The 25,741-nt window shown below is 69.6% G+C and carries 20 protein-coding genes and 3 pseudogenes; 9 read left to right on the top strand and 14 right to left on the bottom strand.

All coding sequences use genetic code 11. The annotated features are described in order from the left end of the window. Nucleotides 1-70 precede the first annotated feature (70 nt). The 9 genes and pseudogenes from OHS33_RS35985 to OHS33_RS36025 all read right to left on the bottom strand — a co-directional run bounded on the left by OHS33_RS35985 (nt 71) and on the right by OHS33_RS36025 (nt 11,100). On the bottom strand, nt 71-901 hold the full coding sequence (locus tag OHS33_RS35985; protein WP_330335328.1) for an aminoglycoside phosphotransferase: 831 nt from the start codon (nt 899-901) through the stop codon (nt 71-73). A gap of 46 nt (nt 902-947) precedes the next feature. Beyond that, entirely contained in the window at nt 948-1,082 is a 135-nt protein-coding gene (locus tag OHS33_RS35990; RefSeq protein ID WP_330334637.1) for a hypothetical protein, read from the bottom strand. 274 nt (nt 1,083-1,356) lie between these two features. After that, nucleotides 1,357-2,402, bottom strand: a pseudogene (locus OHS33_RS39895) (inositol monophosphatase family protein). Further along, nucleotides 2,399-3,844 carry a phosphotransferase gene (locus OHS33_RS36000; protein ID WP_330334638.1) on the bottom strand — a complete coding sequence of 482 codons (1,446 nt, stop codon included), beginning with the start codon at nt 3,842-3,844 and terminating at the stop codon, nt 2,399-2,401. Before OHS33_RS36000 ends, OHS33_RS39895 begins: the two are co-directional and overlap by 4 nt. Next, entirely contained in the window at nt 3,841-4,701 is an 861-nt protein-coding gene (locus OHS33_RS36005; protein WP_330334639.1) for a methyltransferase, read from the bottom strand. The genes OHS33_RS36000 and OHS33_RS36005 overlap by 4 nt, the downstream gene beginning before the upstream one ends. Next, on the bottom strand, nt 4,698-5,918 hold the full coding sequence (locus tag OHS33_RS36010; protein ID WP_330334640.1) for a protein-L-isoaspartate O-methyltransferase: 1,221 nt from the start codon (nt 5,916-5,918) through the stop codon (nt 4,698-4,700). The genes OHS33_RS36005 and OHS33_RS36010 overlap by 4 nt, the downstream gene beginning before the upstream one ends. A 110-nt stretch (nt 5,919-6,028) precedes the next feature. Beyond that, nucleotides 6,029-7,384 (bottom strand): MFS transporter, encoded by a 1,356-nt coding sequence (locus OHS33_RS36015; RefSeq protein ID WP_330334641.1) that lies wholly within the window; start codon nt 7,382-7,384, stop codon nt 6,029-6,031. 138 nt (nt 7,385-7,522) lie between these two features. Continuing rightward, complete coding sequence (locus OHS33_RS36020; protein ID WP_330334642.1) at nt 7,523-9,064, bottom strand: NUDIX hydrolase; 1,542 nt, start codon at nt 9,062-9,064, stop codon at nt 7,523-7,525. After that, nucleotides 9,061-11,100, bottom strand: a complete 2,040-nt coding sequence (locus OHS33_RS36025; protein WP_330334643.1) for an ABC transporter ATP-binding protein — start codon at nt 11,098-11,100, stop codon at nt 9,061-9,063. Before OHS33_RS36025 ends, OHS33_RS36020 begins: the two co-directional genes overlap by 4 nt. 281 nt (nt 11,101-11,381) lie before the next feature. Here OHS33_RS36025 and OHS33_RS36030 point away from each other — a divergent pair. Then, nucleotides 11,382-12,206, top strand: a pseudogene (locus tag OHS33_RS36030) (IS5 family transposase); the annotation flags it as partial. Between the two features lie 46 nt (nt 12,207-12,252). After that, complete coding sequence (locus tag OHS33_RS36035) at nt 12,253-12,675, top strand: hypothetical protein (protein ID WP_330334644.1); 423 nt, start codon at nt 12,253-12,255, stop codon at nt 12,673-12,675. 37 nt (nt 12,676-12,712) lie between these two features. Here OHS33_RS36035 and OHS33_RS36040 read toward each other — a convergent pair whose 3' ends face one another. Next, nucleotides 12,713-14,269, bottom strand: a complete 1,557-nt coding sequence (locus OHS33_RS36040; RefSeq protein WP_330334645.1) for a serine/threonine-protein kinase — start codon at nt 14,267-14,269, stop codon at nt 12,713-12,715. Between OHS33_RS36040 and OHS33_RS36045 the strand changes: the two genes are divergently transcribed. From OHS33_RS36045 to OHS33_RS36055, 3 genes are all read left to right on the top strand, one after another. Further along, on the top strand, nt 14,213-15,550 hold the full coding sequence (locus OHS33_RS36045; protein ID WP_330334646.1) for a Mu transposase domain-containing protein: 1,338 nt from the start codon (nt 14,213-14,215) through the stop codon (nt 15,548-15,550). The genes OHS33_RS36040 and OHS33_RS36045 overlap by 57 nt on opposite strands. Next, entirely contained in the window at nt 15,547-16,362 is an 816-nt protein-coding gene (istB, locus tag OHS33_RS36050; protein WP_240804075.1) for an IS21-like element helper ATPase IstB, read from the top strand. The genes OHS33_RS36045 and istB overlap by 4 nt, the downstream gene beginning before the upstream one ends. A gap of 717 nt (nt 16,363-17,079) precedes the next feature. After that, complete coding sequence (locus tag OHS33_RS36055; RefSeq protein WP_272263804.1) at nt 17,080-17,394, top strand: hypothetical protein; 315 nt, start codon at nt 17,080-17,082, stop codon at nt 17,392-17,394. A 126-nt stretch (nt 17,395-17,520) separates the two neighbouring features. Here OHS33_RS36055 and OHS33_RS36060 read toward each other — a convergent pair whose 3' ends face one another. Then, entirely contained in the window at nt 17,521-17,772 is a 252-nt protein-coding gene (locus OHS33_RS36060; protein ID WP_330334647.1) for a protein kinase domain-containing protein, read from the bottom strand. 417 nt (nt 17,773-18,189) lie between these two features. Beyond that, complete coding sequence (locus tag OHS33_RS36065; protein WP_330334648.1) at nt 18,190-18,501, bottom strand: hypothetical protein; 312 nt, start codon at nt 18,499-18,501, stop codon at nt 18,190-18,192. A 908-nt stretch (nt 18,502-19,409) separates the two neighbouring features. On the opposite strand from OHS33_RS36065, the gene OHS33_RS36070 reads away from it, so the two are divergent. Beyond that, on the top strand, nt 19,410-20,021 hold the full coding sequence (locus OHS33_RS36070; protein WP_330334649.1) for a hypothetical protein: 612 nt from the start codon (nt 19,410-19,412) through the stop codon (nt 20,019-20,021). Between the two features lie 868 nt (nt 20,022-20,889). Beyond that, on the top strand, nt 20,890-21,339 hold the full coding sequence (locus OHS33_RS36075; RefSeq protein WP_330334650.1) for a TRADD-N-associated membrane domain-containing protein: 450 nt from the start codon (nt 20,890-20,892) through the stop codon (nt 21,337-21,339). A gap of 214 nt (nt 21,340-21,553) precedes the next feature. On the opposite strand, the pseudogene OHS33_RS36080 reads toward OHS33_RS36075, so the two are convergent. Then, nucleotides 21,554-21,880: pseudogene (locus tag OHS33_RS36080) on the bottom strand (inositol monophosphatase family protein); the annotation flags it as partial. A 190-nt stretch (nt 21,881-22,070) separates the two neighbouring features. On the opposite strand from OHS33_RS36080, the gene OHS33_RS36085 reads away from it, so the two are divergent. Both OHS33_RS36085 and OHS33_RS36090 read left to right on the top strand, forming a co-directional pair. Then, nucleotides 22,071-23,657: an FAD-dependent monooxygenase gene (locus tag OHS33_RS36085; protein WP_330334651.1), complete on the top strand. Its 1,587-nt coding sequence runs from the start codon at nt 22,071-22,073 to the stop codon at nt 23,655-23,657. A 311-nt stretch (nt 23,658-23,968) separates the two neighbouring features. Beyond that, on the top strand, nt 23,969-24,700 hold the full coding sequence (locus OHS33_RS36090; RefSeq protein WP_330334652.1) for an SDR family NAD(P)-dependent oxidoreductase: 732 nt from the start codon (nt 23,969-23,971) through the stop codon (nt 24,698-24,700). 105 nt (nt 24,701-24,805) lie between these two features. On the opposite strand, the gene OHS33_RS36095 is transcribed toward OHS33_RS36090, so the two are convergent. Continuing rightward, nucleotides 24,806-25,708, bottom strand: coding sequence for an alpha/beta hydrolase (locus tag OHS33_RS36095; RefSeq protein ID WP_330334653.1), 903 nt, complete (start codon nt 25,706-25,708; stop codon nt 24,806-24,808). Nucleotides 25,709-25,741 lie beyond the last annotated feature (33 nt).

Genomic DNA, 25,741 nt, shown 5'->3' on the forward strand with positions numbered 1-25,741 from the left:
CCCGCGTACAAAGCCACCAGCACGTGCGACAGCCCGCATGCGGAATACCCAGTCGGCGGATCCGTCCCGATCAGGTGCTGCTGCGGGTGGCGATGAAGGTGGCCCATTCGTCGGCGGACTGGGCGATCGAGGCGGCCGTGGTCACCTGTTCGGCGGCGAGGTCGTGCCAGCGTCGTGCCTCGGCCCGCGCAAGAACCGCCACGGCCGTCGGGTCGGCCGCGTTCCAGCCTGGCACCCGGGCCGCCCACTGCCACGCCTGCTCGGGGGAGTGCCCGCCGGTGGAGACCAGCCGCATTCCCCACAGCGCCGTGTCGATCCAGGCCGGGCCAGCTGTAGCCCACGACCAGTCGACCAGGCGGGCCCGTCCGCAGTCTTCCACGAGGACGTTCGTTGAGGCTGGGTCGGTGTGCAACAGCCGGGAACCGGCGAGCAGCTCCCGGTCGCCATCGGCACAGTAGTAGCCCCACCGGTCCCAGGCGGTGGGCAGCCGTACTCCGGGGGGCGCGGGCAGCGGTGCCAACTCGGCCAGAGCTGCGGCGACCGGCGCGAGGTCCGGCGAGTCGGGCGCGAAATTCGCGTCTCGGCCACGCACCCCCTCGAAAGCGAGCAGATGCCAGCCGTGGCCGTCCAGGCGCCACAGGGCCCGCGGCGCGCTCGGAGGCAGGTAGGGATTCACCGCCTCTTCGATATCCAGCTCGTCCACAGGCGACCAGCCAGGACCCCACCACGAGTCGTCCTCCTCAAGGTCGGCGTCGGCGGCGGGGGCATGCTCGCGCTGCCCCTTGATGAAGACACACGCCCCCGATTCCAGGTCCAGCAGGGAGGCGATCCCGGCCGCGGCCGAGTGCTCGGTGTCGCGGGCAGTGAACACCGTGCCGAGGCGCTCCCCAACAGCTGCCACCACTGGGACAGGGAGCTGCTCCCAGCCGATGCGCCCGGATGTCACCTCAGGTCTCGGGCGGCGGCCGGTGGTCCGGCGGCGCGGGCGGGTTCTTGTCCGGCGTGACGGGCCCCGGAGGGCGGCCGGAGGGCTTCGGCGTCATGGGCCCCCTGGGTGGCTTCTTCGCTTCCGCGATCGTCATGCGAGCAGCGTAGACATCAGTTCCTGGCGACACGGGATGCTTGTCCTGACGCGGCCGATTCCGGTCAGCAGTGGCCGGATCATCGACCTTCCGGTGGTCCGTTGGTGCTGGTCTTGGGCCAAGTACCGCCGTGCCGTTCGGAGCGGATGACCGAGAGGGCTCGCCGACACCGCCCTTCCTTAACGCGTGGTGTCGACCAGGCGAGCGAGGCCGACGATCAGCCCGGCGTACGCGAGCACCAGGCGCATAGCACCCAGGGGGAGCAGCCAGCCGGTCACGATGCCGAGCAGGGCGAGGCCGCGATCCTGGCCGCCCAGCTGTTTTGCCCCGGCGCTGCCGCCCGCCGCCGTCCCGCCGCTCCGTTGCCGGCCACCGGCCTCTCGCCTGCTGTGGCCTCGCCGTCCGCCTCCGTGCCCGTGGTCCTGCGCCGTGCGTCCCGCCCGCCCGCCGCGTCCCCCGGCCTCGCCCTGGGCCGCTGTCCGCTCGGCCGTGCCGCGCTCGCCGTACGGTGCCCGGCGCCGCCCCGGTCGCCGGCGCCCCGGCCCCGCGACGCCCGCTTGCCCGCGGCGACCCAGGCCAGCGCCAAGGTCGTGGACACCACCCCCGGTGTCGGAAGTGTTCCGCGAACCGCGGGTGGGCCAGCAGGTCCACGGCCCGGAACCCGGGCGAACTCGGGAACGGCGGATCCAGGTTGACGTACACCAACCGGGTGGCGGACGAGGGGGTCAACAGCGCGTCGTCGGCCCGTCGCGGCACCCCCGGGCGCTCTCCCCGTAGTGAAGAAGACCTCGCCGCCGAACGGATCCGCCACGGCCGCCGCCCCCTCGCGCAGCCCCACGTTGACGGCCACCACCGCGGTGCCCGCGGCGTAGTTGAGCGTCCCGCACAGGGGATCCACCCACCACTGCCGCGCGGCGCCGGGCGCGCCATGCTGCCCGCCTTCCTCGCCGAGCACCGCATTACCAGGGCGTGCGGCGCGGATGACCTCGAGGATGGCCCGCTCCGCCGCCACGTCGGCGGCGGCGAAGTCCCCGTCGCCCCTGACGATGCGGCCGAGCCGCTGACCGTACGTGCAGGCGGCCACCGTGCCGTCCGGGGCGTCGACGACGAAGGCCCGCGCATCTCCCTCCGGCGTCAGTCGTGGCGCAAGCTCGTCCGAGCACTGCCGGACCCAGTCCTCGGTGAACGGTGCGACAGGACGTATGCGGTGCGCATCCGGGTGATGGCCTCGGCGTCAGCGGGGGTTGCCGCTCGGACCGGCGCTCGTCCGGCGGCGTCGCGCGGCTGGGCCGCGGTAGTGGGTGCCGTGTCGGCGTTCACGTCGCATCTCCTGTCGGTGAGAGGGCTGCACGGTGCTCGGCGCGCAGCCGGGTCAGCGTCCGCCGGCCGCGTTCGACCAGCTCGGGGTCACCGTGGGCGGCGCCGTACGCGATCCCGCTCACGGAATCGAGCGCTGCTTCGATGGCGAGCCGGGCCTCCTCTGCGGCGGTCAGGGACCTGCCGTACCCGGCCAGAAACGCCTCGAACAGGTCGGGGCGGCCGGCCCAGGCGTCGGACAGGCGGACGAGATCCCGTACAGCCGGTCCCGGCTCACTGCGCTCAAGGTCGATCACCGCCACGAAGACATCACGGTCGTCCGTCTCGTCCGTCTCGTCAGCGGCGTCAGGGGTGGAGAGGATGTTGCGGAGCTGGAAATCACCGTGGGTCTCCACCCACTCCAGCGGTGGCAGGTCCTCGGCCTGCCGGACAAGCTCGCGGACGAACTCCTCATCACCCGGGAGCAGATGAGACCGCGCCCCGGCCAGGTGTCGGTCGGCCTTGGCCACGGCCGGGCCGCTGCCGGCAGGAGCGGGCCGTGGGGGAGAGGCCTGGTGGATGCCGCGTGCCAGCACGCCGATCTGGTAGAAGACTGCCCTCTCCCGGCCGGGTGCCAGAACAGCGCCATGCAGCGGGCGGCCCGGCACCGCGGTGAGGACCACCGCCCGCAGGGTCTCGTCGGCGGCGACCAGCCGGGGCGCGGCCGCCCCCAGCTTCCGCGCCCACGTCCGTAGCCCGCGCACTTCACGCTGGTGGAATCGGTCGTTCTGGTGGATCTTGACGAACCAGGTGCCGTCCTCGACGCCGTGGGCTTGCCAGACACGGCTGCCCTCCCGGGCCCAGGAGACGTTCGTCCAGGTACTGACGCGTCCGATGGCTCGCTCGGTGAACTCCCGCACTGCCGGAGCAGGACCGACCGGCCCGATCGCGGAGGGGAGGGGGCGGCGCCGGTCGAAGGCGGGGTCGTAGGCGATGGGGTCCCCGGGCTCCTGGAAATGGATGGCCATGGCCTCTCCCGCCCGGTAGGTGTCCAGGCCGGCCCGGCAGTAGGCGACGAGGGGTTCGGGCAGGGCGTCGGGCGCGAACCACGCCATCGCGTCGCATACGTCCGGCTCCTGGATGCTCGGGGTGCCCTCCCAGGCGGTGACCTCGAAGAACATCCCGGTCCGGGTGCGGCCGCCGGGGCCGCGGTGGTGCACGGTGAGCGCGAAGCGCACCGCTGAAGCGTCGATGATGATGCCGGCTTCCTCGTGCGCCTCACGGATCAGCGCCGAGACGACGTCCTCGTGCGGGCCGTCGAGATGGCCGCTGACGAAGTGCCACATGCCCGAGGCGTACACGTCGCCAGCACGACGGGACAGCAGCACTTCCGGACCGATGGGGCCTTCGCGGAGCAGGATCAGGTGGACGTCGATCGGCTCACGGTGACGCTGCAGCCCGCTCACGAGGCGGCCCCGGGCCGGTGGGCCAGCAGCATCGTGAACTCTGATTCCTCCCGCAGTACACCCTGTGCGGCGTAGGCGTCGAGAAGCTGGACGGCTTCGGTCTCGAACGCCTCGTGCCGGTCGGTGAAGAGGTCGGGCCGGGCGAACGAGGTGCTGCAGAGGTAACCGACGACGTTGGCCGGTGTCCAGGCGCGGGTCACGGGAAAGCGGTGCTCGGTCACGATGCTGCACGCCGAGGCGGCGAAGTCGTCCTCGTAGGGGCGGCCGGGCGCTGCATGGGTTCCGCGCGTGCCTGTGCGGCGGGAGGGATCGACGTAGGTCTGGATCAGCTCGCGCAGCGCACCAGTCCAGTCGGAGTCGTAGGTCCAAAGGCTCCCGTCGCCCATGACCGCCACCGTGGCCTGCGGCGAGGCGATGCGGTCCGCCATGTCCAGGACAGCGGTCCGGTCAACCCAGTGAAAGGCCCGGCAGCAGGTGACCGGGTCAGGGCTCCGGCCGGGCCCCTGCGGGCTGTATGTGTGGGCTTCACCGGCGAACGCCGAGGCCATGGTCGTTCCGAGAACGGGCTCGAGTTCCGCCATCGCCTGGGCGAGCCTCCCTGGATTGACGTCCACGAGGTCGATGTGGCCCAGCCGGGCCACGACCGCCAGCAGCGCGCGGGGCACCTGCCATGTCCCAGCGCCGAGGTCGAGCAGGACTGGGGCGGGCACGCCGTGCAGAGTCGCGGCGAGGAGCCGCACGGCGGCGTCGGGTACTCCAGGCCGGTAGCCGGCGTAGTCCGCGGCCGCCGCACCGAACAACGCCTCCCCGGCCCCGGGGGCGTTGGTGACGCCGGGTTCGACGGGATGCATGGTCATGGGGCTTCTCCGGGATTCGGGGAAGGGGCGGGGAGCGGCCAGGAGAAGGTGCCGCAGCTGGTGGTCGCTTTCTGGGTGCCGCTGGAGTCAATGTTGATGCGGTAGGTGGAGGGGGAGCCGGCCGCCCGCCACAGGGCGGCGACTTCGTGGAGTTCCTCCCAGATGTCACGCGGTCCGTCGACGGTGACCTTCCAGCGGCCGCCGGCTGGGCGGGCCCGCATCCAGGATCCGCAGCGGGGTGCGCCGATCGTCAGGTCCTCCGCGCCGAAGTCGCGGACGAGCCCGGGCCGCAGGGCCCCGAGAGCCAGCCACGCGCCGCGGTCGGTGACGGCTGGAGGTACCAGCCGGCTGCGCCGGGTCCAGCGGCCGCCGCCCGCGGTGATCTGCTTGCGGAACTCGGCGGACAGGAACACCTGCTCGAAGCCGTCGATGCCGGTGCCGGCGCGGTGCCCGAACTCCACCGCGCGCAGCGCGGCGTGGACCTGTCCTGTCGAGGATTTGGTGATCACGGCGAGGCCCGGCCAGGACGGTGACGAGGTGGCCACCGTCATCAGGGCGAGGCCGCCCGGGGCGAGCTGGTCCACCAGGGCCGTGGGGATGCTGGGCACGGCGAAGGAGACGAAGATCCGGTCGTACCCGGCGCGGGCCGGCCAGCCAGCCCGTCCGTCGCCGGTCACCACGGTGGGCCGGTACCCGAGCGCGGCCAGGTGTGCTTGCACGGCTTCGCCGACGTGTCGGTCGACATCGAGCGTGACGACGCCTTCGTCCCCGCACACGAAACAGATCACGCACGCGGTGACCCCGGCGCCGGTGCCGACGTCCAGAACACGCTGGCCCGGCCGCAGGTCCAGTACGTCCATGAGGCCGGAGGTCATGCCCATCGTGCTCGACATCGCCGTCATGGTCCCCCCGCTGCGCACGCCCGGGATCCGGCCGAGGAGGGGCTCGCCCGCGTGCTGAACCGGGACGCTGTCCCCGCTGTGCAGGAGACGGCACAGCTCGGCCCGGTCTTCGGGGCGCGCCCAGTCGAGCAGCTCCCACCGCGGTGGCAGCTCGTCGGGAGACGAGCGGCGTACGTACGCCTGACGGATCAGGAGCTCGCGGCGCAGGGCGAGGAGTGCCTCCCGCACCGGGCCCGCGCCCAAGTCGCCGGATTCTTCCAGGCGGGCCACCATCTCCGCCCGGGCGGCCGCAGTATCGGGTTCGGCGGCCGCCACGACCGCGCCACACCCGGGCGACGCGGGGCTCGTGTCTGCTGTGGACCGCGGCTCAGGCAGTGGCGAGGCCTCGGACACGGCGTCGGTGGCCGCCCCAGCGTTCAAATGGTTCACGATGTCCCTCCGTCCATGGAGCCTTCTCGGCTGGTGTCCTGGGCAGGTGCCGCTCCTGGGGCGGGAACGACGGGGCAGGGCGTCCCGGGCTGCCCGGGCACGTTCGGCATCTGCCGCAGACCGCGCAGTGGAGACCGGGCCAGGACCACGAACGGCACGGCCAGGAGGCAGGAGCCGACGACCAGGGCGGGCCGTACGCCGGCCCAGGTGCCGAGTCCCCCGGCCAGCAGCGCGCCCAGCGGCCGGGCCGCAGAGGTCAGCCAGGTACTCACGGCCTGCATCCGGGCCTGCATCCCGGCCGAGGTGACGATCTGCCGGATCGAGCGCTGCGTCGTGCCGGCGGCCCCGGCGCACGCCAACTGGAGGAACAGCGCGCCGCCGATCACGACCTCCCAGGCCAGGCCCGGGGACGCGATCAGCAGCGGGATCTGGGTGAGCGGTGTGAGGGCGAGCGCGGTCAGCATCATCGGCCCGGGCCCGTACCGCCGCGCGACCGCTGGAGCGGACAGCGCGCCGGCGGCCGCGCCCAGGGCCCCGAGCCCCAGGAGCACGCCGAAGGCCGTCGGGCTCATCGCCAAGGACCGCAACAAGTACAGCGCCCACAGGGTGTTCAGCAGCGCCAGCCCGAGGGAGGTCGTGGCGTTGACCCAGGTCAGGACGCTCAGCCGGGGGTCGTGGTGCACGTATCGCAGGCCTTCCGTGATCTCCGTCCACAGCCGGCGTCCTTCGGCCGGTGCGGGGGCGGTCTCGCGGGCCTGGATCCGAGCGGTGCACCACGCGCTGACGAGGTAGGAGGCGACGTCGCCGAGCAGGGCGCGAGCTGGGCCGAGCAGCGCGGTCAGCACGGCGCCGGCGTTGCTGCCGCCGGTCGCGGCGACCGCGAACAGCGCGCCGATGCGGGAGTTACTCCGCTGGATCAGCGACCGGTCGACCAGCCCCGGGAGCAGACTGATCGACGCCGCGTCGTGCACCACCGCGGCGGCGCTCCGAACAGCGGCGACGACCATGAGGTGCCCCAGGGTCAAGGCGCCCACTGCCGCCGCCACCGGGACCGTCGCCAGCACCGCGGCGCTGATCAGGTCCCCGATGATCATTTGCCGCCGCTTGGAGTACCTGTCCGCGGTGGCTCCGGCGTGCAGAGCGAGCACTGCCGGCGGCAGCTGTCCAAGAACCGCCAGGACTGAGACCTGCCCAGCGGTAGCGTCCAGATCGATGACAGCGAGTACCGGCAGGACCATGGAGCTGATCGAGCTGCCAGCGACACTGCAGGTCTGGCCGGTCATGTACCGGCGGAAATCATGGTGCCGCCACAACGAGGTGGAGGCGGCGCCGGAGTCAGGAGCGGTCGTCACGGAACAACCCCTCTCCGTCCTCCGGGAGAACCCGCGGGGCCGGGCGCGGGGACCGGTGCCTCCGGGGGGAGCGCGTCCAGTGCGTCGACGGGCTCGGTACCCGGCAGCCTCGGTAGGCAAGCCTGCGCAGGCCCGCGGTCATCGTTCCCACCCCAGTTCCGTGTAGCGGCGGCCGGCGGTGATTCCCTCGATGGCCGCGCGGGTGTACGGAACGAGCTGCTTGGGCAGGTCCATCGGCTCAAACCACTGCCAGGCCAGGCACTTGTCCGTTTCACGGATCTCGGGAACCCCCTCCCACCGGCTGGCCTGGAAGACCATCTGCATCAGCGGCTGACCGCCGGGGGTGTCGACGACGTGCACGACGTGCACCAGCTCCACGTCCACCGGGTCGATGACCAGCCCAGCCTCCTCCAGGGCTTCGCGTACCAGGCAGGTGACCGCGGACTCCCGTTCACACTTCCCAGCGAGGAAGTGCCAGGTGTTCCCCGCATACGTGACGTCCGGGTGGCGCAGTCCGAGGAGTACGCGGCCGTGCTCGTCCTCCAGGTGGAGATGGACGCCGATGCCGTTGAGCACGGGCCGGCTGCCTCCGTCCCACGCTGGCGGCGCCTCGTCATGCTCTGCCTGCGAGGGGTGTTGGGCCGCGTGGCGGCGGATCAGGTCGCCGAGTCCGGGGCTCAGGCGCAGCCGGTCCAGTTGGTCCGGAGTGACCCAGTGGAGCAGAACCCCCTCCCGTAGTTCGAGCTGGGAGGGGTTCCCGGTCCAGCGGCCCGTGAAGACACGGATGGGCACGCGCAACCCGTCGACGCTGGTGGCCTCCTCCACGGCGTACGGCTCAAGGCCTTCCAGGCGCAGCCCGGGGACCTCCTCGGACAGCTCACGCAGCAGGGTGTCCTCAAGGCTCTGGTCGCCCCGCCTACGCCCGCCCCCGACCAGGGCCATCGTCCAGGGATGCCAAATTCCGGCCCGGTCGTCGCGAAGATGCAGCAGGTAGGACCCGGCCCCATCGTGGACCAGCACGGAGGCGTTCACCGGCTCCGGCCGGCCGTCGAGCCCCGCTTCCACGAGCTTGGCGCGCAGTGTCGGCGAGGTGATGGCGGTGATGGGTACCCATTGGGCGCCGGAGACTTCCTGGTCCTGCAGGACGATCTCCGGTCGGTCCTCGTCGGCGAGGTAGAAGGCGTAGCGGAAGTCGTAGTGCTGGTGAGGGGGTTCGCCCTTGCCGGGGTTGGCATCGATGGCGTGGACGTCGATGTCGATCGGCGTACCGAGGGTCTGCGGAGTCAGGGTGAGGGCACAGGCCGGGATCCCCGCCTCTTCCTCGAGTTCGCGCAGCGCCGCGGCGAGCAGGGAACGGTCACCGGACTCGACGTGGCCGCCCGGGGCCAGAAGCAGTCCAGTCAACCGGTGAGAAATGTGGAGAACCCTGCAGTTGCGGTCCAGGACGATGGCGCTGCAGGTGACGTGGCCGGGCAGAGTGCTCTGGCTGGTCGCGTCGTCGGGCTGGTCCAGAGCCGACAGGAGTCCAGCCAGGGCGTCCCGCTCGGCCGGGTGGTGCGAGAGGTAGGCCTCAGCGGTCTTTCGAATGTGGGTATGGCTGGGCGGCACGGAGGATTTCTCGCCTTCGGTGGGGCTGCTGTGTCCGGATCCGGGGTTCGGAGTCATGCGACTGCGGGTCACCGCGCGGCCTCCTCATGGTCGGCCGGCTGCGTGCTTCGCGGGCGGGGAACAGTCTCGGAGGACGGCCCAATCCCGTACTGGGCGGCCTGAGCGGTGAACATTCCCTGGTAGGGGCCTTCGTGGGTCATCAGCTCTGCGTGGGTGCCCTCCTCGACGACTTGCCCGTCGGCGAGGACGTAGATGTGGTCGGCGTTCATCGTGGCGGCGAGACGGTGGGTCACGAGCACGACCGCGTGCCCCTGCTCCGCCAACGACCAAAGGCCCCTGAACGCGGCGATTTCAGCGTGCGGGTCGAGGGCGGAGGTGGGCTCATCGACCAGGACGAACGGTGCCCCCCGATACAACGTTCGAGCGGTTACCAATTTCTGCCATTGCCCACCCGACAGCTGGACCCCACGCTCGTAGCCCTTGAGAACGATCGAGTCCCAGCCATGCGGCAGGTTCTCGATCAGGTCGAGTACCCCCGCGGCACGGGCTGCCTCACGGATGGCGTCCATGTCCCGGGGACGGTCGCCCGCGCCGATGGCCACATTCGCGGCGGCAGTCATCTCCCAGTGCGGGAAGTCCTGCGCCAGCACCCCGACCGAGGCGAAAATCTGGGAGCGGTCCGCTTCGCGGAGCTCGACCCGCTCGCCCGACTCGCCCTCCCACCACACACATCCCTCGCTTGGGAGGAGGAGCCCCGCGATCACCTTCGTCAGGGTGGTCTTGCCGGATCCGTTCGCTCCGACCAGGGCGGTCACTGCGCCCCGCCGGATCTCCACGTTGACGCCCTTCAGAGCGGGTGCGTCGGCTCCCGGGTAGGTGAAGGTCACGCCCTCCGTGCGCACCGACTGGACGGGGGAGGGGAGGGCGGCGCCGGTCAGCGGGATCGCGTGCTTGCCCGCGATCTCGATTGCGTCCTCGGTGTCGGTGAGGAACAGCAGCTCCTCGTAGAGCCGGTTGACCTGCTGCACCAGGGAGGACAGGCGCGCGGTCGAGGTCCGGATGGCGACCACCGCGGTCCCCCCGACCGCCAGCGGCAGACCCCCGGCGGCCAGCAGCCACCACAGCATGCCGTAACAGCCCAGCGACGCCAGACCCGCGAAACCGCCCGCGACCAGGTCCGTGCCGGCCTGCGCCCGGGCCAGGCGCCGCTGCTCGGCCTCGGTCTGCCGGGACATCTCCTCGTAGCTGGCCAGCAGCTTCGTGCCAGCAGCGTGGACACGGATCTCCGCAGCGGCGTGGGGGCGGGTCAGGTAGGCCAGGAGCGAGGAGATCGCCCGGCGGTGATCGACCCAGTGCAGGCGGGAGAGGTAGTCACGGCGAGCGGAGCGCACCGCCCCCCAGCCCTTGGGCAGCGCGATGACCAGGAGCATGGGCAGCAAGGTCCAGTGCAGTGAGACCAAGACCACGGCGGCGGCCACCATGCCGATGACCACGTTGCCCACGCCGACCGACAGCCGGAGCATGTTGCGGGCGGAGTCGGTGCCGAACCGTCCCGCCTCCAGCACCCGCTGCACTTCCGGCCGCTCGGTCGCCTCGACCTCGACATTGGTGACGGCCGCGTAGTACCGGGCGGACACCGCCCGCTCCACCTGAGGCTCCAGCCGGCCCGACATGGCCGTCGACCACGCGGCCAGCACCGCCGTCACCACCGCGGTGACCCCGAGCACCACCAGCGACGGCAACGCCTCACGGAGCTTCCCGGCGGTCGGCCCGGCCGCGAACAACTCGGTGAGCACACTGTTGACGGCCACCAGCCCCCAACCGGCCGCCACACCCTGCCCGAGCTGTGCCGCCACGACCCCGGCCAGGGCACGAGGGTCGGTCTGCCAGCCGGTGCGCAGGACCATGACCACCATGCGGGGCATGGCGGCGGCCATGTGCCCGAACCCGAGCCGGGTCAGGGGGCCTTCGTGCCGGACGAAGGACTGGTCGTACCGCAGCCGCCCCCCGTACAGCTCGCGTTCCGCATCCGAGATGGTGTCCTCAGCCTTGGTCTGCGCGGGCCAGGCCCCATCGGAGCGAGTTGATGTCTCAGCGGTCTCGCTCATGCTGTCCACCTCCTGGCTGCTTGTGTCGAGCGGCGCGCGTAGAGGGAGGAATGCTGAGGTTCCCGGGACTGGTCAGCGAGCGAGGACTGCCGTCGCTGTTCGAATTCGAGAGAGTCTTGGGAGGGTGCGGGTTCGGCGTTCACTGTGTCCTCCATATGGGCGGCTGGATGGTACTGGTGCTCTAAGAGGGTGTTCCGCGAGAGTTCAGTGGCTCTCGTAGCGGTTGAGGGCAGGTTGTCCGGTTCTCGGCTTCACGAGGTAGCCGAGAACGCGGTGTGCTGATGGGCGTGGGACGTGCGCCGTACCCGAGTGACCTGTCGGATGAAGCCTGGGAGCTGATCCGGCCGGTCACCACCGCGTGGAAAGGACGGCATCCCTCGGTCAGTGGCCACGAGGGTGCCTACGGCATGCGGGAGATCGTGAACGCGATCCTCTACCAGGCCCGCACCGGCTGTCAGTGGCGGTACCTGCCGCATGACCTGCCGCCGAAAAGCGCGGTGTACTACTACTTCGGCAAGTGGCGTGACGACGGCACCGCCGAGACCGTCCACGACCTGCTGCGCTGGCAGGTCCGCGAAGGCCGCAGGCGAAGCGAGGATCCCACCGCCGTCGTACTCGACACCCAGACGGTCCGGGCTTCAGTGAACGCCCCGAAGGAGACGACGGGGCTGGATCCGGGCAAGAAGAGCCCGGGCCGCAAGCGCGGAATCGCCACCGACGTCCTCGGCCTGGTCATCGCCGTCGTCGTGGCCGCCGCGAGCGTGCACGACAACACGATCGGTATCGCCTTGCTGGACAAGGTTGCCGTCGCCGCGCCCACCGTGACCAAGGTGTGGACAGACGCCGGGTTCAAGAACGCCGTCGTCGAGCACGGCATCCGGCTCGGCATCGACGTGGAAGTCGTTCACCGTGAGCCCGGGCAGAGGGGTTTCACGCCCGAACCGAAGCGGTGGGTGGTCGAGCAGACCCTTGGCACCCTCATGCTCCACCGACGCCTCACGCGCGACTTCGAGGCGAAGCTGGCCACCTCGGCGACGTGGATCCACTGGTCCATGACCGCTCTCATGCTCCGCCGCCTCACCCGCACCTCCACCCCGACCTGGCGCGACCCGCCTGCCTGGCACCCGGCATCCCTGACGAGCGGGAGCATCGATGAGGGAACTCCTGGAGAAGATCGAGACCCGGCAGCGCCTCATACGCGAGACGGCCGAGCAGCTGCGTGAGCAGATCAGCCTGCTCACCGGGCAACTCGCAGCAGCCGAGCGCACCCTGGACCGTCTGAAGACTACTTACGAGACCGCACTGGAGCTGGCCTCCGAGGACGGCACCGAGCCGCCCGAGCCGCTGCCACCCGGATACCGCGAAGTCCTCACCATCTTTGAACAGGCCAGAGAAGGACTCCGCGCCAAGGACATCTGCCGGGCACTGGGCACCGGACTAGAACCGCGACACATCGAGAACACGCGCGCCAAGCTGAAACGTCTGGTCAACCGCGGCATCCTCGCCGAACCCGAGCCCGGCATGTTCATCCTGCCCCGGCCCACGCCGCCCGCACCGGACCCCACCCCAACTTGAAGCCCGCCGAATCACCATAGAACGCCGTCTGAGTGCGTCAGTGGTCGACTTCCGGTTGCCAGCGCGGGCCTGCGTAGCGGGTGAGGGCGCCCTCGAGGTCTGCTTGCTGCTGTGCAGTCATCGGGCCGAAGACGCACACCGGGATCCAGCGGTCCGCGCGGCGGCGGATGCCGCGAGGGTGGGTCCAGCCCGCGGGGGGTCCGAGGAAGCTGTAGCCGTCGTGTACAAAGCGGATGTGCAGCCCGGTAGGGAGATATGGCGCCTTGGACCGGATGGCTTCCACGGTGACCATTTGGATCTTGTCCCAACCGACCATGCGGCGGGAGGCATCAGTTGTGGCGATGCCGTGCCGGTCGATGCTGAGGGACCACGGGTACCAATGCCGCAGCTCACGGCGCCAGTGGACTGCGTTGGCCACCAAAAAGGGCAGAGCCACGAATGTGCACAGCGCGCCGATCATGAACGGCACCATGGCCACCATCTCCCCCGCTCCGGGCTTGACACCCGTCTCCCGCTGGAAGCTCCCCATCTCCAGCAGGAAGTAGAAGCTGATTCCCGTGACCACCGCGAGAACCACCACGACACGCAACAGATAGGAGGAGCGCACAAAGGAACGGGAAGCGTCGTCGGTGATCCGGTCCCGGGCTGTCCAGGAAATCTCGAACGGGCCGTCGTGCGCGTGCAACCGCTGGGTTGGGCGGCGGGGGGTGTCGAAAGACGGCACACGGTCCACTGTGGGCGCGTTGGAAAAGGCGAGGGCGGTCCGGAGCTGGTCAAGGCGTCCATGAACTGCCTCAGCTGTCTGGGGACGCTGGCCGGGGTCGCGCTGCAGCAGCTCGGCGACAAGCTGGATCACTGCCGGCGGCAGCTCGGGCCGGAGCGTGCCGAGAGAGGGGGCATCCTCAGCAAGCTTGCGGTGCGTGATCGCGAGCCCGGTCTGCCCGGTGAACGGTGGCCGCCCGGTGAGCAGTGCAAAGAGGACGCTCCCCAGGGCATAGAGGTCCGAGCGCGCGTCGCCGCGTTCGGTGAGGAACTGCTCCGGCGCCCCATACTCCGGCGTTCCGGCAGGGGAAAGCTGCGAGGAGTGAGCCAGGGTGAAGGCCGTCTGGATGAACCCGGCGATGCCGAAGTCGACCACCTTGACCCGGCCGTCCGAGGCGAGCATCACGTTGTGCGGCTTGATGTCGTAGTGGATGACCTGCGCCCGGTGCGCGGCGACCAGGGCCGCGCAAATCTCTTGCGCGATCTCCAGAGCACGGCCCACGTCCATCGGACTCTCCTGGCGGATGTGCTCGGCGAGATTGGCGCCCTCGACCCGCTCCATGACCAAGAACCACAGATCCTCGTGGACCCTGATGGGGATATTTGGATTTCCCCACTTGTCGCTCTGGGGTGGGGCAAACCTGCTCTCTTGATCTCCCCATCGATTGTGTGATCCTCCCGGCGTGTCGAACTGGTGTCGGCGTGTCGTGGAGAGCCTGCGTGAGCTAGGAGTTCGGCCTGTTCGGGGGCCTGAATGCTCACTCGGGAGGAAGACGTGGACGCTCATGCTCTGCGTCGTCAGGGATGGACGATCTCGGCGATCGCACGGCATCTGGGCCGTGATCGCAAGACGATCCGTGCCTATCTGAACGGCGAGCGAACCCCTGGCGAGCGACGCGAGGGTCCGGATGCGTTCGTGCCGTTCCTGTCCTACTGCCGCCAACGTCTCGCCGACGATCCGCATTTGTGGGCCTCGACCCTGTTCGACGAGGTGACCGAACTCGGCTATGAGGGCGCGTACTCGACCTTCACCCGGGCCCTGCGCCGCTACCAAGTTCGCCCGCATTGCGAACCCTGCAACGCCTCGACCGGCAGGAACGTCGCGGTGATCGCGCATCCGCCCGGCGAGGAGATCCAGTTCGACTGGCTGGAGCTGCCGAGCCCGCCAGAGGGGTGGGGAGTGGGTGAGCACGCCCACCTGCTGGTCGGGGCGCTCGCTCATTCGGGCCGGTGGCGGGCGGTTCTTTCGGAGTCGGAAGATTTCCCTCACCTGGTCCAGGCCCTCGACGAGGTCATGCGCAAGCTCGGCGGAACGGCCCGCCGGTGGCGCTTCGACCGGATGGCGACGGTCTGTTACCCCTCCAGCGGGCAGGTGACCTCCTCGTTCGCCGCCGTCGCCAAGTACTACGGAGCCGGCGTGGATATCTGTCCGCCCCGTCGCGGCAACCGCAAGGGAGTGGTGGAGAAGGCCAACCACTCGGCCGCTCAACGGTGGTGGCGGACGGTCCCGGACGGGCTGACCGTCGTCCAGGCCCAGTCCGGCGTCGACAAGCTGGCCGTCCGGATGGACGAGCGGCGGCGCCGCATCGACGGAGTGGCCACCACGGTCGGTGAGCTCGCCGCGGCCGAGCCGATGCTCGACATCCCAGTGCGACCGTTCCCGGCCGAGCTGGAAGTCGAGCGGACGGTCAGCCCGCAAAGCCTGGTCCAGTTCGACGGGAACTTCTACTCCGTCCCTCCCGGCCTGCCCGGAGTCCAGGTCAGGGTCCTCATCCGCCTGGGAGACGACTTCCTGCGGATCGCCACCGCGGGCCGGGCGGTCATCGCCCAGCACCGCCGGGCCCCTCGGGGATCCGGGCAGACCGTCCGGGACAACGGCCATGTCATTGCGCTGGAGCGAGCCGTGCTGGCGTCGTTTTCCGACCGGGCTCCATGCAAGACCAAGGTCCGAAGGCCGCCATCGGCGGCCGCTCTCGCGGAGGCCGAGCGTCTGCGCGGGCTTCCGGCGGCCGGGGATCCGGCCGAACGGGTCGTGATCGACCTGTCCCACTATGCCGCCGTGGCCGACCGGCTGCGGACAGCTCCCTCACCGAAGGAGGAGAACGAGGAGTGAGTACGCCATCGTCGCCGATGCAGATGAGCGAAGCACGCCGCTTCCAGCAGCTGCGAGGCCATCTGTCCTACCTCAAGTTGAACGATGCCGCCGAGGCCCTGAACCGGGTCCTGGACCAGGCACGGAGCGAACGGATGTCGCTGACCGCGGCCCTGGAACGGCTGCTGGAGATCGAGGTCGAGGCCACCGAGGCCCGCCGGCTGGCGGCCCGGCTCCGGTTCGCCTGCCTGCCCGAACCCTGGACCCTCAACGACTTCGACTTCGCCGCCCAGCCCGGCGTCGACGAGAAGCTCATCCGGGACCTGGCCACCCTCCGCTTCCTCGACGACGCCTCCAACGTCCTGTTCGTGGGGCCGCCCGGAGTCGGCAAAACCATGTTGTCCGTCGCGCTCGGCCGGGCCGCGGTCGAAGCGGGGCACCGCGTCTACTTCACCACCGCCGCCGAGCTCTCGGCCCGCTGCCACAAGGCCGCTCTCGAAGGTCGGTGGAAGTCCTGCATGAACTTCTTCGCCGGCCCGAAGCTGCTGGTCATCGACGAACTGGGCTACCTCCCACTACCCGAGGACGGCGCTTCCGCCCTGTTCCAGGTGATCAACCAGAGGTATCTGAAGTCCTCGACGATCCTGACTACCAACGTCGGCATCGCTGACTGGGCAGGAGCCTTCGGCGACGCTACCGTCGCCGCCGCGATGCTCGACCGCCTCCTGCACCGGGCCGCGGTCGCCGGCATCGACGGCCCCTCCTACCGGCTCCGCGGTCACCGAACCCAAGCGGAAACGCTCCGCGCCGGGGTGAACGCCCGTGTCTCCTGACCACGCTCCCGTCACCGAGGTCGAATCCGAGATGGCTCGCCGCTGCCCGGTCTGTGAGACCGTCTTCACCGTCGCCACCCACACCAGCCGCCAGGTCTTTTGCTCACCCACCTGCAAGGAAAGCAACCGGCAGCGCAGGCCCGTTCAGCAGGTCTGTCCGGCCTGCCAGACCGAGTTCGTCACCACGGCTGCCCTGCGCCGGATCTACTGCTCGGAGGAGTGCCGCCTCACCTCCCGCACGAGCGAGGACGCCCGTGAGACGCGTGCTTGCCCCGTCTGCGCTGGCACCTTCGAGTCAGCCAAGACCATCCGCCAGATCTACTGTTCCCCGACCTGCCGCAAGGACGCCGAACGCAAACGAGACCAGGCCCGCGACGAGGACCGGGCTCGCCGGCTCGGAGGAACAGCACTGCCGACTCCGGCCACAACCCCGCCCCTGGCCGATCTCCCGCCAGTCCCCAAACCACCTGGCCGAACCACCACGCGACACACGCCGGAGCGAGACCCGCTCGAACCCGCCGCGACCCGCAACTGCCCACACTGCCAGCAGCCCGTCACGATCGTCGCGCTCCTGGCGACACCAGAAGCTGCCCGGCCTTCGATGCCCACCGGCCTTCCCGATGTCGTCCCACTGCGCAGGGCTCCGTAACAGCACCATCAGCTGGCCGGCCTGGAAATCCGGCTGCCGAAGGCAGGCCCTGATGGCAGAGTGCGGCCATGATTTTCCTACGTTGTGAAGCGGTCCGATGGGTCGATGACGAACCCCAGCCCGGCCTGGTCGAGGTCCGCTTCACCGACGCGCACCACCAGCAATGGACCTTCATCGAGAAATGGCCCCGGTTCGGCGGTGAGGACCTTCACCCCAACTCCAGCTATCCCGTCGAGGTGGGAATCCTCTGCGACATCCTGGACAGCGCCAGCAGCCCAGGCACCACGGACACGGTCAAGATCTCCGTCACCCCTTGGGGAGTCGAATCGCTCGAAGGGAAAGTCGAGTTCGAAGTGCGTGCTGATCAATTGACCCACAGCTGAGGTTCACGATCACTGGGCCCCGCCGACCTGACGGTCGGCGGGGCCCACGCATGCTCCCGGGCTCCCCACCTTCCCCACACCGTTCAAGTGGCAACGAAGTGAGGCGAAGAGCGAGAGCGGCCGTTTTCAAGAATCCCCATCAACCCCGCGGTCGTACAGAGCGACCACGTTCGGATGGCTGATCTGCGCAGCCGCCACGGCCTCCCGCTCGAACCGGCGCGGCAGATCCGCGTGCACCGCATCGTCGAGCACCAGCATCTTGACCGCCACATCCCGGTGCAGCATCCGGTCTCGCCCGGCCCACACCTCCCCCATGCCGCCCCGCCCGAGCCGCTTCTCCAGCTCGTACCGCCCCGCGATCAGCTCACCGCGCTCCACCCGCCACCCCCGATGACAAAATCATGCCAACCGTCAGCGTATGGCCGCGGCAGTCAGCCGCAAGGAGATCCAGGAGATCCCCCCTTGATCGGGTGCCGCAGAGCCGGCGGACCGGCCCGGGCTTGGCCAACGAATCACCACAGAACGCCCTCTAAGAACGCCTCGAATCCGCAGCCGTAACGGTCCGAAAGGATGGATGACTCGAATGCGAGTACGAGACCGGCGTATGGGGCAGGAGCCGCCTGCCTGGTCGCTTTTGAACTCACACGTTCGAGTGGTTGGCGATGTGCGGCACCCGATCAGGGGCTTGCGCGGTCCTTCCGCAGACCTGGGGCAGGAGTGGGACGGCGTGTGTGGTGGCGGATCATGTCCAGGCCCTGCTGGAAGGTGACCGGGCTCTGCCTTGGGCACGCCCGGTCAGGACCGCCAGCCGGAACAGGGCACCGGGATGTCCTGCCTCGGCCGCTTCGTCGAGCCAGGTCGCGGCCCCAGCAGTTCACCCCGCAGGAGTGCCTTCGAACCCAGCCGGTACAGGGAGTTGGCGTGCGCCCGGTCCTCCACTGACAGCGGGTACGCCCGCGTCAGCGGGCCGAAATACCCACCGGGCCGGTCCCAGGAATCATGCGGCCCGGCGAGTTGGGCCAGCAGCTGAGCCAGCCCGGCCGGGACCACCGGCTCCGGACGGCCCGCCCCGCTCCCGCGGTCGTCGTACCTGCTCACATCCGTCACCTGTCTTTCCTTCCCTGGCTCTTCTTCTTTCGATGCCGTCCCGAATATGCCCAGTGAGCTTGCGCCTCAGGTACGCGACCGCTTTATTCCGCAGATTGTGCAAACGACGCGCGGGTATTCCGAGCGCCGCCGCGATCTCCACATCAATCAACCCCTTGCTCTGCAGAGCGACCACCTGCCGCCGTTGCCCCGCCGGCATCCGCTCGATCTCCCGCCGCACCAACTCCTGCAGCATCCTGCGTCATCTACCGGATCCACCGCCGGCACCAGAGCGTCCAGAACGCCACTGTCCATCAGCACCAGTCGGCCGGGTTCGCCCTCCTTCGCCACCGCATCTCCTCCAGTGATCACCATGGAGTTCAGCCACCGATTACGGGACAGAGCCGTTGACCGTACAGACCGCACACTCACAGTCGAAGCACGACTCACGCCGGCCGCCGCCGACGAGGTGCGGACGTGCGCCCCGGCCGGCACGAGAGGAGCCACTGAACCCGAGCGGCCGCCTCGGGGGCTCGCGGCTACGGGGCGGGTTCGTAGGCGACGGTGCCCGAGCGGCATTCCGGACAGCTGTCAGAGGGCGGTAAGTGACTTGGTGTCCGTTTCACTGTTTCGGTTGGTACGGACAGGCTGGTCGTGGGCCCGCTGTGCGGCTGTGGCCGCGGCTGGGTGAACAACCCTGCTCTGGCTCGACCAGAATCCCGCGCTCAACGAGCCGCTTGAGCTTCAACCGGATGTTGTTGACGTTGCTGGGCGCGATCTCCAGGTCCATCGCCTCGCACACCGCCCGCGCGCGCTCGGGCTGTGGGATCTTCCTTTGACGTCTGGGGATATCGAATTCGCACGCCTGATCGCTCTCCGACGGGCAGAGTGGGAACGCGATCTGGCGAACAGTCGACCTGGAGGCTCCTGTGCCCGACCTTTCCCGCGAGGAACTGCCGGAGCGGCACCAGGAGTTGCTGGACGTCCTGGTGGCACGGCACGACCTGGCCACCAATGGACGCCGCAACACCTCGTTCGTGCTCCTCGACCACGACGGACGTCGCTTCGCTGTCTGTGAGTACGGGGCGTACTGGTACGAGGAAGGCGTGCCGGTGCACCTGGCGGTCGACCTGGCCACGGGGAGCCGGGTGTCGATCACCGCCCACCGGGCCTCTGCCATCTGGCCGGGGACGTTCTGGTCGTTCTTCGAGCCCGGCCGCGTCCCCGCCGACGACCCGGTGCGGGCCTGGCTGGCCGCCCCGGCGGCTGCCCCCGGTCCGCGCCCGAACGTCGTCGTGGCGTGGCCGGACCAGCTCGAACGGTACTGCGCTGCAGAGCTGGTCCGCACCGACCAGCCCGAACTGCTCTCGCAGGCAGAACTGGTGGCGGATCCGGAACTTCCCGAGGATCAGACCGCGCTGGTGCGAAGGAACTCGGCGGCGGCGCTGCCCTACGCCGTGGTGTTCCGCCACGAGGACGTGCTGGGCGTCGTCAACAAGCTGATCGGCAGTGGCCGGGGCTGTCCGCTGCCCGATCTCTGAGCGGGTGTTGAGTCCGCATCTGGTAGAGGCCTCGTCCGGGTCGGGTGAGGAAGCCTTGGCGGGTGAGGCGTCCGAGGCGGCTGCGGGTGATGTTGACGGATGCCTCGTCGGTGGGCATGCCGAGGAGTTCGTGTAGTTCGCGGGCCCGGAACGCCCGGTCGGGGTGCTGGTTGATGGGCCGCTCCACCGGCCACGGCACCGTCAATCTCGCCATGCCGATATTCCCGGAGGTCGCTGGTAGCTCCTGCTGCCCCACGGGTTGTCGCTCGTCGAGTGGCTCACCAAACCCCCAGTACGACGCCTGGCAACCGCAAGGCCCCCCCGCCCTTCTCATCTGGCTGACTCGGGGCGAAGGGATCACCTGGGGCCACGAAATCCGCTACTCTCCCCGGACTCACAGCCACTCAGCAGGCAGGGAGGACGTAACGTGTCAACGGATGTCCCGTCACAGTCGGCACCTGTAGACGGGGTGACTGAGTCACCGCCGAACGAACCTCCGACGCAGGACGAAAGCGCTGACACTGGAATCACAGGTACCCAAATCACGGCAATCGTTTTTTTGTGGTTACTTGGAAGTGCAGCCTTCAGTAAAGCCGGACCCCACATTGGGGGCGGAGGACCCGGCTTCCCTCCAACCTGGTCAGAAGTCCAGGGCGGGCTTTGGATCATGTTTGGAATCTGCCTTCACGGCTTCGCCTTCTGGCTGGTCAGGACGGTAGGCGTCAAAGCAGATTCGTCTGACCGAGTACGAGTACATGCGGCAGAGCAGCAATTAGAAGCTTCGCTGGCGAGACCCGAAGTCAGTTCGGAGGACACCGCCGAGCGGGAGCACGCCAGATCCGCACTCGCACTCGCTAACCTGTGGTCGGTGACCCATGCGCGCTTGAGTCAGTACCATGGAATCGCTTTGAAACAGGCCAGAAAATCCTTCCGCAACGCACAATTTGCCATGCTTCTGGGGTTTGGACTGCTGGCCACTTTCACCGTAATGGCAATTCGAGCAGAAAGTACTGCCGCGAGCGTCGCAGCGGCGACACTCGGAACTGTATCAGCGGCCCTGGCTGGCTTTGTGGGACGGACTTTTATCCGCTCCCAAGAGGCAGCAGCTGCCCACCTGCAACGCTATTTTGATCAACCTCTGGAGTTGTCTCGCTACCTCGCAGCAGAACGCCTCATCGCGGACTCTGAGTTGAACGGCGACCAACGCGCAGAAGTGCTCATGACGGTGCTTCAGGCGATGGTGGCTGTTCCTGGCCAGGCGCAACCAGGGGCGGCGGCGACTGCTGACCCAGCCCAAACAGGAGCGCCTCGACCGTAGCCGAGCGGGGAGCCGTGGAGCGAGCGTGATGCACGTGGGCCACGGCTTCCAGGCAGCCGCAGTAGTTCAGTGAAGCCTGCGTTCGCTGCCCGGTCCTGATCGTCGCCCGGGACGAGCAGCCCCGCCTGGAAGAGAGCCGCGACAACCTCAAAGAGGATCGCCGAAGCCGAACGTGAGAGATGGTTCGGCGAAGTCGAAGGCCTGTTCACAGCCTCGCCGCCGCCGAAGACAAGATCACGTTGACGGCCACCCCCATGGTGCCCGCGGCGTGGTTGAGCGTCCCGCACAGGGGGATCCACCCACCACTGCCGCGCGGCGCCGGGCGCGCCATGCTGCCCGCCTTCCTCGCCGAGCACCGCATCACCAGGGCGTGGGGCGCGAATGACCTCGAGGATCGCCCGCTCCGCCGTCACGTCGGCGGCGAAGTCCCCGTCGCCCCCGCCGATGCGGCCGAGCCGCTGACCGTACGTCTTGCCGACGACGTCCGCGCCCCCGCTATCGCGACCGTGACGTCGTCCGGACTCGCATACGAGTTGATCAGGCAGTGCAGGCTACCGACACGGGCCACCCGCCACGGCCCGGCCACCGGTGGGACCGGTCCAGGACAACCGAGGAGGGAGGTGTCGGCGGTTTGTCGGGTCTGTCGGTGTCCTGTCGGCGAGGGCTGACACCTTGTGAGGAGGAGCTGCCGGACGGTTCGTCCGGCGCGGCGTTCGAGGAGGAGATCTCGCGTGCACGACGTAGTGATCGTAGGAGCCGGCCCGGTCGGTCTGATCCTGGCCTGTGAGCTCGGCCTCGCGGGTTGCTCGGTACTGGTGCTCGAACGGGAGCCGGAACTCGGCTCCCCGTTACGGGCGGCCCCGCTCGGGATGAGGGGCCTGTCCGCCGCGTCCGTCGAGGCGTTCTACCGGCGAGACCTGCTGGATCCGCTGCTGGCGGCGTCGGGCGTCCAGGAGATGTGGGCTCCGATCTCCGGAGCGGGTGCGTCGTCCGGGCCCCGGATCGGCGGCCACTTCGCGGGGATGATCCTCGACGGGGCCCTGATCGACCTCGCCGCCCTTCCGTTCCGGTTGCCCAGCCCGGCGGAGGAATCCATGCGGACGGACCTCGAAGCGGTCGAGACGGTGTTGTCCGAGCAGGCGTCCAAGCTGGGGGTGGAGATCAAGCGGGGCGTCACGGTCTCGGACGTCCTCCAGGACCGGGAGAGCGTGGTCGTCCGCGCCGGCGCGGACGCGTACGAGGCACGCTGGCTCGTCGGCTGCGACGGCGGACGCAGTACGGTGCGCAGGCTCACTGGCTTCGAGTTCGTCGGCACCGAGCCGCAGTTCACCGGATACACGATGCGGGCCACCCTGGCCGATCCGGAGCAGCTGGGTCACGGGTTCAACCTGACGCCGACGGGCATGTACCTCCTGATGCCCGCCCGCGGACACATCGCCATGATGGACTTCGACGGCGGTGCCTTCGACCGCTCGCTGCCGCCGACCCACGAACACCTCCAAGAGGTGCTGCGCCGGGTGTCCGGTACCGACGTGACCATCACCGAGGTCCACATCGCCTCTTCGTTCACCGACCGGGCGATGCAGGCGACGGCCTATCGGCGGGGGCGCGTCCTGCTCGCGGGCGACGCGGCCCACATCCACTCGCCCCTCGGCGGCCAGGGCCTGAACACCGGCATCGGCGACGCCGTGAACCTGGGGTGGAAGCTCGCGGCCACCGTGCACGGGTACGCGCCGGACGGACTCCTCGACACCTACGCCGAGGAACGCCATCCGGTCGGCGCCGCGGTCCTGGACTGGACGCGCGCCCAGGTGGCGACCATGCGGCCGGACCCGTACGCCCAGGCCATCCAGTCAGTGGTGCGCGATCTCATAGGGACCCGCGACGGGGCGACCTACGTCTACGAGAAGTTGTCGGGGGCGTGGATCCGCTACGACCTCGGCAGCGAGCACCCGCTGGTTGGCCTGAGCGCCCCGGACTTCGCGATGGAGGACGGGACCCGGCTCGGCGACCTCATGGCGGACGGGCGGGGGCTGCTGCTCGACTTCAGCGCCGGGCAGACCCTGCGGGCTGCGGCGGTGGGTTGGGCGGGCCGGATCCGGTACGCCGCCGGGGCAGCGGAGAACGACCTCGGGGCGGGTGCCGTGCTGGTGCGGCCGGACGGCGTGGTTGCCTGGGCGGGTGACCGGCAGCCTGATCGCGAGGCCTTTGAGCGGGCCGCGGGCCGCTGGTTCGGTGCTGCCGCCAGGACCGGAGTGCCGTCCGCAACCCACCCCGCGGACGCCACCTTGAACACGGGTGCCGCAGGCCGACCGTGAGCCTGGCCTGCCGGGCCCGACTGCGGGTCACAGCACCAGCTGGTAGGGGCGCAACTCGGGCCTGAGGGGCGGGGCGCCAGGGTCTTCCTGCCCCTGCCCCTGCCCCTGCCCTGCCCTGCCCGTCCGCCGCCACCGCGGGGGGCCACAGCTTGTCAATGGCGGTGTAGCTGGGGGAGGGCGGGCACAGGCCACGGTGAACGGGCGGTCGATCAGGGCCACGCCGACGGCGCCGTCGGGCGCGAAGGCGAGCAGGGCCGCCACACATACCTACAACCTTCCCAAATTCCCATATCGACTGAAAGGTGAACATCGTGGCCATCAAGACAGCTCTGATCACCGGGACCAGCCGTCCGGCCGGACTCGGTTTCGCCGTCGCCCGAGGTCTGGCCGCTCACGGTTACCACGTGATCCTCACCGCCCGCGATCAGGCCGCAGCCGAACCGCTGGCCGCCCGACTCCGCCAGGACGGCCACACGGCCACGGCCCTGCGCCTGGACCTGTCCGACCGCGCGAGCATGGACGAGGCGGCCGGCTACCTCGCCGAGACCTTCGGCCACCTGGATGTCCTGGTGAACAACGCGAGCGCGATGCCCGACTTCCAGATCCTCGACGCCCTGGACGCCGACATGGACGCCGTGCGCATGGCGATGGAGGTCTCCGTGATCGGCCCCTGGGCACTGACCCAGGCGCTGCTGCCGCTGCTGAAGGCCGCGCCTGCGGCCCGGATCGTCAACGTATCCAGCCTGTCGGCCCAGCAGATCGCCACCGGCCTCGACCTCGGCGCCCCCCTGCGCTCCCCGGCGTACTCGATGGCCAAGTACGCCCTCAACGCCCTGACCGGAGTCCTCGCGCGGGCCCTGTCCGGGACCTCGATCCTGGTGAACACCGTCGACCCCGGCAACACTGCCACCCACCCCGATCGCGGCGACGACGCCGGCGACCGGGCGGCCGCCGACAGCGCCCGCGACATCGTGCAGGCCGCCACGCTCGGCGCCGACGGCCCCACCGGACAGCTCTTCAGCAACAACCGTCCCGCCGCCTGACCCACACACGCCGCAACGTTGCCCAGGTGACGTTCAGCTTGCCGACCGGGCGGGCTGGGGCCCGGCCGCGAGCCGGGGGCGCTGCCGACGGTCGTGGGCGCGGTGTCAGGGCGCGGGGATGTGCTGAGTGAGGAAGAGGGCGGCGCGGTCGAGTGCGTGGTCGGCTTCGTCGAGGGTGCCGCCGGCGAAGGACTGGAAGACGTGGGGGGCATCGGCCGTGATGTCGAGGATGACGTCGACTCCGGCGTCGCGTGCGCGGGCGGCGAGGCGGGTGGAGTCGTCGAGGAGGATCTCGTTGGTGCCCACCTGGATGAGGAGCGGGGGGAATCCGGTCAGGTCGGCGAAGAGCGCCGGGCTGAGCAGGGGTTGTTCGGGGTCCTGGCCCGCTAGGTACATGGCCCCGGTGTGCATCACGGCCTCGCGGGTGAAGATCGGGTCGATGCCGTCCTTGGTCGTCATGCTTTCTCCGGTACGGGTGGCGTCCAGGCCCGGGGAGAAAGCCACGATCGCGGCGGGCAGCGCCAGGCCCTCGTCGCGCGCGGCGAGAGCGGTGGTGATGGAGTATCCGCCACCGGCGGAGTCCCCGGCGAACGCGATGGCGGCAGGGTCAAGGCGGCTGTCGAGGAGGGCACGGTATGCACTCAGGTTGTCTTCGAGACCGGCCGGGAAAGGATGCTCGGGGGCCAGCCGGTAATCCACCGAGTACGCGTCGAACCCGGTCTTGGAGACGAGCTGCGCGGTCAGTGAGAGCGCGGTCTCGGGTGACCCGAAGACGAAGCCGCCGCCGTGGAAGTACAGGATCGTGCCCGCACGCGCCCCCTTGTCCGGCGTGACGTGCAGGGCGGGCCTGCCGCCGAGCGTTGTCCGTACGGTGCAAACGTCGTCCGGCATGATCATCGTGGCCATGAGCGCCCTGAACCCGGCGCGCAGCTGCTCGACGGAGCGTTGACCTTCCGGGCGGGGCTGGCGGAGCATCGCGTCGACCTTGGCGAGCTGCTGCTTGCTCATCTTGTTTTCTCCTCTGAAATACCTTCCTCTACA

Origin of the sequence: Streptomyces sp. NBC_00536 (genome assembly GCF_036346295.1) — a bacterium.
Taxonomy (GTDB): Bacteria; Actinomycetota; Actinomycetes; order Streptomycetales; family Streptomycetaceae; genus Streptomyces.

Coding starts and splice junctions, on each gene's coding strand:
- OHS33_RS35990 (WP_330334637.1), bottom strand. CDS start 1,082: ATGACGATCGCGGAAGCGAAGAAGCCACCCAGGGGGCCCATGACGCCG.
- OHS33_RS36005 (WP_330334639.1), bottom strand. CDS start 4,701: ATGACCATGCATCCCGTCGAACCCGGCGTCACCAACGCCCCCGGGGCC.
- OHS33_RS36025 (WP_330334643.1), bottom strand. CDS start 11,100: ATGAGCGAGACCGCTGAGACATCAACTCGCTCCGATGGGGCCTGGCCC.
- OHS33_RS36035 (WP_330334644.1), top strand. CDS start 12,253: ATGAGGGAACTCCTGGAGAAGATCGAGACCCGGCAGCGCCTCATACGC.
- OHS33_RS36040 (WP_330334645.1), bottom strand. CDS start 14,269: ATGCCGTGCGATCGCCGAGATCGTCCATCCCTGACGACGCAGAGCATG.
- OHS33_RS36055 (WP_272263804.1), top strand. CDS start 17,080: ATGATTTTCCTACGTTGTGAAGCGGTCCGATGGGTCGATGACGAACCC.
- OHS33_RS36095 (WP_330334653.1), bottom strand. CDS start 25,708: ATGAGCAAGCAGCAGCTCGCCAAGGTCGACGCGATGCTCCGCCAGCCC.